Consider the following 7574-nt stretch of genomic DNA (forward strand, 5'->3'; position numbering starts at 1 on the left):
CCGTGCCAAACCGCCAGCCAAAGGGCACAAGCCCCCACCGGCAGCCCCATCAAGGGGCCGGGGGATACCAGGAATCTACCGTCTATTGGGCGATATCCTTCATGCTGAGCTTGATCTTGCCCTGACGATCCACTTCCAGCACCTTGACCCGCACACTCTGCCCTTCCTTGACGTAGTCGTGCACGTCGTTGACCCGCTCGGTGCTGATCTGGGAGATATGGAGCAGACCATCCCGTCCCGGCAGGATCGTGACGAAGGCGCCGAAATCCATGATCTTGGCCACCTTACCGTCGTAGATCATGCCCACCTCCACATCCGCCGTGAGCAGTTCGATGCGGCGCCGTGCGGCCTCACCGGCCTCGCCGTTGACCGAGGCGATGGTCACGGTGCCATCGTCCTGAATATCGATGCTGGCACCCGTCTCCTCGGTAAGGGCACGGATGACCTTGCCGCCAGGACCGATGACATCGCGGATACGGTCCGGGTGGATACGCATGGAGATGATGCGCGGCGCATAGCCGGACAATTGCGACCGTCCCTGCGCCAGCACCGCATTCATCTTCGAAAGGATGTGCAGACGCCCGGCGTGCGCCTGCTCCAAGGCCGTCGCCATGATCTCCCGGGTGATACCGTCGATCTTGATGTCCATCTGTAGGGCGGTCACCCCATTCTCGGTGCCCGCCACCTTGAAATCCATGTCGCCCAGATGATCCTCATCGCCGAGGATGTCGGTGAGGACGGCGTAGCGCTCCCCGTCCTTGATGAGCCCCATGGCCACTCCCGCCACCGGTGCCTTCAGGGGCACGCCGGCATCCATGAGAGCCAGGGACGCACCACACACCGTCGCCATACTGGAAGAACCATTGGACTCCAGGATCTCGGAGACGATGCGCAGACTGTAGGGAAACTCGGATTCGCTGGGCAGCACCGCCGCCACCGCCCGCTTGGCCAGCCGCCCGTGGCCGATTTCTCGGCGCTTGGGAGAGCCCACCATGCCCGTCTCCCCGGTGGAGAAGGGCGGAAAATTGTAGTGCAGCATGAAGCGGTCGCGGCTTTCCCCCTGCAGGGCGTCGACGATCTGTTCGTCGCCCTTGGTCCCCAAGGTAGCGATGACCAGTGCCTGGGTCTCGCCCCGCGTGAAAAGGGCGGAACCGTGGGTGCGGGGCATGATGCCCACCTCGATCTCTATGGGCCGCACCGTGGTGCGATCCCGTCCGTCGATGCGCGGGGCTCCGTCCAGCACTCGACCACGGACTATCTGCGTCTCCAGTTTCTTGACGACGCCGCGCACCACATCGGCCTGCTCACCGGCGCTGCCCCCGAACTGCTCCAGCAGACTACTGCGAATCTCGTCGAGACGCTTGCTGCGTGCTTGTTTCTCCACGAGACCATAGGCCTCGCGCAAGGGCGCCAACGCCGCCTGCGTAATGGCCTCCTGCAAGGCCGGATCCAGTTCGGGTGCCTGCCATGCCCAGGGGGTCTTGCCCGCCTCGGCTGCCAGTTCCTCGATGCAGGCGATCACGGGTTGGAAGGACTCATGACCGAACATCACCGCCGACAGCATGGTCGCTTCGGGCAGTTCCTGCGCCTCGGACTCCACCATCAGCACCGCCTGGCGCGTTCCCGCCACTACCAGATCCAGTTGCGAGCGGGCGAGGGCCGAAAAACTCGGATTGAGAACGAAATCTCCGTCCACATAGCCCACCCGTGCGGCGCCGATGGGCCCCTGGAAGGGTATGCCGGAGATGGCCAGGGCCGCCGACGCGCCGATCATGGCCGGAATGTCCGGATCGTTTTCCTGATCCACGGACAGTACGGTGGCGATGACCTGCACCTCGTTGAGGAAGCCCTTCGGGAACAGAGGCCGCAGGGGTCGATCTATGAGACGAGAGGTCAGGGTTTCCTTTTCGGTAGGCCGCCCTTCCCGCTTGAAAAACCCCCCGGGAATACGGCCTGCAGCATAGGCCTTTTCCTGATAATTCACGGTCAGCGGAAAGAAATCCTGTCCCGGTTTCAGCTCGCGGCGACCGACGGCGGTGACCAGCACCATGGTCTCTCCAAGGGTGACCAGGACTGCCCCATCCGCCTGGCGTGCCATCCTTCCCGTCTCCAGGTAAAGACGCTGCCCACCGAAATCCACTTCCTTGCGCACTATGCTCAAGCTGTTCTCCTCGACCACCGCCCCTAACTACCGCCCCGGTTTGCGTTGCGATTACTTGCGCAAGCCCAGTCGCTCGATCAGGCTCCGATACCGCTCGAAATCCTGCTTCTTGAGATAATCCAGAAGCTTGCGCCGACGTCCCACCATTTTCAGCAAACCCTGCCGGGAGTGGTGGTCGTGGGTGTGCGCCTTGAAGTGTTCCGTCAGCCCCTCGATACGGGTGGTCAACAGCGCCACCTGCACTTCCGGCGAGCCGGTGTCCCCAGGGTGAGTAGCGTATTGCTGCACCACCCCATCCTTGATTTCGCGATTCAACGCCATGTGCTGCTCCTGATCACCAGATTCAAAAACTTTAGTTTACGCCCATGAGACGCCGAGGCGCCACTTTTCCATCGTCCATGACCTCGCCCAGACCGAGAAACTCCGAATGTGGCCCGTACAGACGAATTCGACCCGGAGGCGGCGCATGGGCAACCACCACCCCCTGACCGCGTTGCAGATAATACGCACTATTTTCCGAGAGATGGACCGCCGGCAACGTACTCAGCGCAAGATCCATGGGCTGCAGCGGACAGTCGCCGGTGGCAAGGCTCGCCTCCAACTGCGCCAGGGTAAGGGCGCTGTCGATGGCGAAGGGTCCCGTCTCCAGACGCCGCAGTTGCACGATGTGGGCGCCGCAGCCCAGCGCTCGTCCCAGATCCTGGGCCAGACTGCGAATGTAGGTGCCTTTGGAGCAGTGGATATCGAGGACCAGATCGCTGCCCGAGCGGGACAGCATCTCCAGTCGATGAATACGCACCGAACGCGGCGCCCGTTCTACCTCCACGCCTTGACGCGCCAGGACATACAAGGGTTTCCCCCCCTGCTTGATGGCCGAGTGCATGGGCGGAATCTGCTGAATATCGCCGCGGAAGGCGGCCAGGGCCGCGGCGATCTCGGCATCGCCCAGATTGACCTCGCGCCGCTGGACGACTTCTCCCTCGCGGTCCCCCGTGCGCGTTTCCACCCCCAGGCGCAGGGTGGCAAGATAGCGCTTGTCGGCATTGAGAATGTAGTCCGATACCTTGGTGGCCTCGCCAAAAAGCAGGACCAAAAGCCCCGTGGCAAAGGGATCGAGGGTTCCCGTATGACCTGCTTTCTTGCTGCCCATGAGGCGCTTGGCGCGCTGCAGGGCGGCATTGGAGGTCAGACCTTCATCCTTGTCCAGCAGCAGTATACCGTGACGACAATTCACGTAGACGCATCCTCTTCGGCAGCAGGGGGCAAGGAAGACAGCAAGCGCGCCATCTCCGCATCGCGGTCAAACCGCGCATCGTAGGTGAAATGCAAGGGGGGTATACGCCGCAGCGCGAGACGCCGACCGAGAATCTGCCGGATCTGTCCCGCCTGTCGATCAAGCTCTGCCGTCACCATCCGAGCCCGCCCGGGGCCATCCATCAGGGCAAAATGCACCCGCGCCCAACGCATGTCCGGGGCCAACTCCACCTCGGTGATGCTGGGCAGAAGCCCCTCCACCTGCAGTCCGTGCAGCTGCGGCAGGATGGCCGCGATCTCGGTCTGCAGCAGGTGCGCCACCCGGCGGGCACGGGGAAAACCGCGTTGGCTTGCAGGCATGGCTTCAGACGGTACGTGCCACTTCAACGGTCTCATAGGCCTCGATGACATCGCCCACCCGGACATCGTTGAAGTTGCGGATGCCGATACCGCACTCGAAACCCTCGCGCACCTCGCGCGCATCGTCCTTGAAGCGGCGCAGCGAATCCATTTCGCCAGTATGGATCACCACCTCCTGACGAATGACCCGAACACGAGCGTTGCGCCGCACGATGCCGTCCGTCACCATACAGCCGGCAATGGTGCCCACCTTGGGCACGCGGAAGGTCTCGCGCACTTCGGCGTGCCCCAGGATCTTCTCGCGAATTTCCGGCGACAACATGCCGCTCATGGCCGCCTTGACCTCGTCCACGGCATCGTAGATGACGCTGTGATAGCGCACGTCCACGCCACTTTGCTCCAGTAGGCGCCGAGCCTGTGCCTCGGTACGCACATTGAAGCCGATGATCACTGCCTTGGAGGCCGCCGCCAGATTGACGTCGGACTCGGTAATGCCACCCACCCCGGAGTGAATGACCCGCACCCGGATCTCCGCTGTACTGAGGCGCTCCAGAGTCTGGCTCAGGGCCTCGGCAGAGCCCTGCACATCGGCCTTGATGAGTAGATTGAGCTGCTGTACCTCGCCCTCGGCCGCGGCTTCGAAGAGGCTCTCCAGGCTCGCCTTCTGACTCTTGGCCAGGCGCACGTCGCGATACTTGCCCTGGCGGAAGAGGGCCACTTCGCGCGCCTTGCGCTCATCGGCCACCACCACCACCTCATCGCCCGCCTGCGGCACATCGCTCAGACCCAGGACCTCCACGGGCAAGCCCGGCGTCACGGTGGCGATGTTCCGGCCGTTGTCGTCGACCAGGGCGCGCACCCGGCCGTACTGGGCCCCGGCGAGCAGCACGTCGCCGCTGTGCAGGGTCCCCTGGCGCACCAGCACCGTCGCCACCGCGCCCCGCCCCCGATCCAGGCGCGACTCGATGACGACCCCCTTGGCGGGACCATTGATCTGCACCTCGAGATCCAGCAGTTCCGCTTGCAGCAGGACGGCGTCCAGCAGGTCATCGATGTGCAGGCCGGTCTTGGCAGAGACGTTGACGAACTGGGTGTCGCCGCCCCACTCCTCCGGCAGTACGTCCTGATTGGCCAACTCCTGACGGATGCGCTCGGGGTCGCCGCCGGGCTTATCGATCTTGTTCACCGCCACCACCATGGGCACACCCGCCGCCTTGGCGTGGTGGATGGCCTCGATGGTCTGGGGCATGACGCCATCGTCGGCGGCTACCACCAGGATGACGATATCCGTTGCCTGGGCGCCGCGTGCACGCATGGCCGTGAAGGCCTCGTGGCCCGGGGTATCGAGAAAGGTGATGACCCCCTTCGGCGTCTCCACGTGGTAGGCGCCGATGTGCTGGGTGATACCACCCGCCTCGCCACTGGCCACCTGGGTCGAACGGATACGATCCAGAAGCGAGGTCTTGCCGTGATCGACGTGCCCCATGACCGTCACCACGGGCGGTCGCCGCGCCAGGATCGGTGCCTCGGTATCGGCCCCCTCCTCCAGCAGGGCCTCGGGGCTGGTGATGGTGACCATCTTCGGCCGATGTCCCATCTCTTCCACGACGATGGCCGCCGTATCCTGATCGATGACCTGATTGATGGTGGCCATCACCCCCATCTTGAACATGGACTTGATGACATCGCTGGCCTTGATGGCCATGCGGTTGGCCAATTCCCCCACCGTGATGGTCTCGGGGATGGCCACCTCACGAATGACGGGAGCTGCGCTGAACTCACCGGCCCCGCCGGATTGCCCCCGGCCCTTGTCACCGCGCCGGTCCGCAGACTTACGCCGCCGCAGGAGACTGTCCACATCGTTACCACCGGCATCGTCGCGCCGGGGATTGCGGCGCCCGCCGCGGCGCGACGCATCGTCGCCGCGCTCGCCTGCTTTTTTGGGTTTGCCCGGAGCCGCAGCAGCCGGGGTCGGACGGGCCGGGGCCGGGGCAGGCCGCGTACTGGGCGCACGGGCCGCCAGCGGACGACGACCCAGCGATTCAGTCGCCGCCCCGCGTCCAGACGAAGCCACCGTCGTGGCGTCGGCGCTGCCCTGCTCTGTCCGCCTCGCTTCTGGCTCCACCGCTTCGGCCTGCGCCGCTTCGGCAGCGACGGAGGGCTCCTCCGCCTCGATCGCCGGAGGCTCCCCTGCCGCCTGTGGAACTTCGCGTTCCGCCGGTGCCGGGGCCTCTGCCGCCGGGACCGCCGCCGAGGCAGCTTTTGAGGCGGATTCCTCCGCCGGTGGTGGACTCTGCGGCGCTTCCGCGGTAGCCGCGGGGGTCTCTACGGCTTCCGCCATGCGCTCCGGAGCCTGCTCCTCCGCAACGGCCTCACGCTTGACGTAGGTGCGCTTGCGCCGGACCTCCACCTGCACCGTCCGAGATTTTCCGGCGCCGATACTCTGCTTGATCTCGCTGGTGCTGGTACGGTTCAAGGTGATGCGCTTCACGCCCCCGGCGCTATCGCCGTGCGCGGCCTGCAGGAATCCCAAAAGCCGCTGCTTGTCTTCCTCGGTGATGGGATCTTCCGCCGTCCGCTTCTTGAGGCCGGCCGCCGCCAACTGCTCCAGGAGCCGAGCGCTGGACAAACCCAATTCTGCAGCAAAGTTTGCGACTGTCACGGTCATACCTATCTAGCCCTCCCAAACACCGGAATCACCACCCACAAAGCCTGCGCAGCTCAGACAAACCAGGGCGCGCGCGCTTTGAGGATCAGGGCCTTGGCCCGTTCCGGCTCGATGTCCACCAATTCACATAGCTCATCCACGGCAAGTTCCGCCAGCGATTCCGCCGTAGTGATACCCTTGCTGGCCAGCAAATGGGCCAGACCCTTGTCCATACCTTCGAGGGCCAGGAGATCCTCGGCGGGTTCACTCAAGACCACCTGCTCTTCCCGGGCGATGGCCTTGTTGAGCAACACATCACGGGCACGTCGGCGCAACTCCGTAACCAGCTCCTCATCCAGCCCCTCGATTTCCAGCATCTCGGCGACGGGCACATAAGCCACCTCCTCGATGGAGGTAAAGCCCTCATTCACGAGCAGGGTGGCGAGATCCTCATCGATACCGAGGTCGTCCATGAACTGCTGCCGAAAACGGGCATCCTCTTCTTCCCGCTTGGCCCGCGCCTCGTCCTCGGTCAGGATATTGATGGTCCAGCCCGTCAGCTGGCTGGCCAGACGCACATTCTGGCCTCCGCGTCCAATGGCCAGGGACAGCTGCTCGGGATCCACGACCACATCCATGCTGTGGGTATTCTCGTCGACGATGATACTCGAGACCTCCGCCGGCGACAGGGCATTGATGACAAAGCTCGCCGGCTCCGGCGACCAAACCACGATGTCCACCCGCTCGCCTTTCAATTCGTTGATGACGGTCTGGACCCGATTGCCGCGCATGCCCACACAGGCTCCCACCGGGTCCACCCGCGGCTCGTTGGAACGTACCGCAAGCTTGGCCCGCAGCCCCGGATCCCGCGCCGCACCCATGATCTCGATCATGCCATTGGCGATTTCCGGCACTTCCTGGGCGAAGAGCTTCATGAGCAGCTCGGGGCTGGTCCGAGAGAGAAAAAGCTGAGGACCGCGCGGTACCCGCCGGACTTCCTTGAGGTGCACCTTGATCCGATCTCCGGGCCGAATGGCCTCCCGAGGAATCATCTCCTCTTTGGGCAGGATCGCCTCGGCGCGACCCATATCGATGATGGCGTTCCCTTTTTCCATACGCTTGACGACACCACTGATGATTTCGCCCTGCCGC

At 64.1% G+C, this 7574-nt stretch carries 6 protein-coding genes (1 of these 6 running past the window's edge); all 6 read right to left on the reverse strand.

The genetic code is table 11. The annotated features are described in order from the left end of the window. Positions 1–82: 82 nt before the first annotated feature. Tightly spaced (at most 60 nt apart), the 6 genes in view from pnp to nusA form a layout consistent with a single transcriptional unit that may run on beyond the window. Complete coding sequence (gene pnp / locus ACAty_RS11500; protein ID WP_238323832.1) at positions 83–2152, reverse strand: polyribonucleotide nucleotidyltransferase; 2070 nt, start codon at positions 2150–2152, stop codon at positions 83–85. A 60-nt stretch (positions 2153–2212) separates the two neighbouring features. Beyond that, on the reverse strand, positions 2213–2482 hold the full coding sequence (gene rpsO, locus ACAty_RS11505) for a 30S ribosomal protein S15 (RefSeq protein WP_004868762.1): 270 nt from the start codon (positions 2480–2482) through the stop codon (positions 2213–2215). Positions 2483–2513: 31 nt separating this feature from the next. Next, positions 2514–3395 (reverse strand): tRNA pseudouridine(55) synthase TruB, encoded by an 882-nt coding sequence (truB, locus tag ACAty_RS11510; protein ID WP_004868764.1) that lies wholly within the window; start codon positions 3393–3395, stop codon positions 2514–2516. Further along, positions 3392–3775 (reverse strand): ribosome-binding factor A, encoded by a 384-nt coding sequence (locus tag ACAty_RS11515; protein WP_004868765.1) that lies wholly within the window; start codon positions 3773–3775, stop codon positions 3392–3394. The genes truB and ACAty_RS11515 overlap by 4 nt, the downstream gene beginning before the upstream one ends. A gap of 4 nt (positions 3776–3779) precedes the next feature. Continuing rightward, positions 3780–6443: a translation initiation factor IF-2 gene (gene infB, locus ACAty_RS11520; protein WP_004868767.1), complete on the reverse strand. Its 2664-nt coding sequence runs from the start codon at positions 6441–6443 to the stop codon at positions 3780–3782. A gap of 53 nt (positions 6444–6496) precedes the next feature. Continuing rightward, positions 6497–7574, reverse strand: the 3' portion of a protein-coding gene (nusA, locus tag ACAty_RS11525) for a transcription termination factor NusA (RefSeq protein WP_004868769.1). The gene runs 404 nt beyond the window's last position; 1078 of the gene's 1482 nt are visible here — the last part of the coding sequence; its start codon lies off the right edge, out of view; the stop codon is at positions 6497–6499.

This window comes from Acidithiobacillus caldus ATCC 51756 (genome assembly GCF_000175575.2).
GTDB classification, from domain to species: Bacteria; Pseudomonadota; Gammaproteobacteria; order Acidithiobacillales; family Acidithiobacillaceae; genus Acidithiobacillus_A; species Acidithiobacillus_A caldus.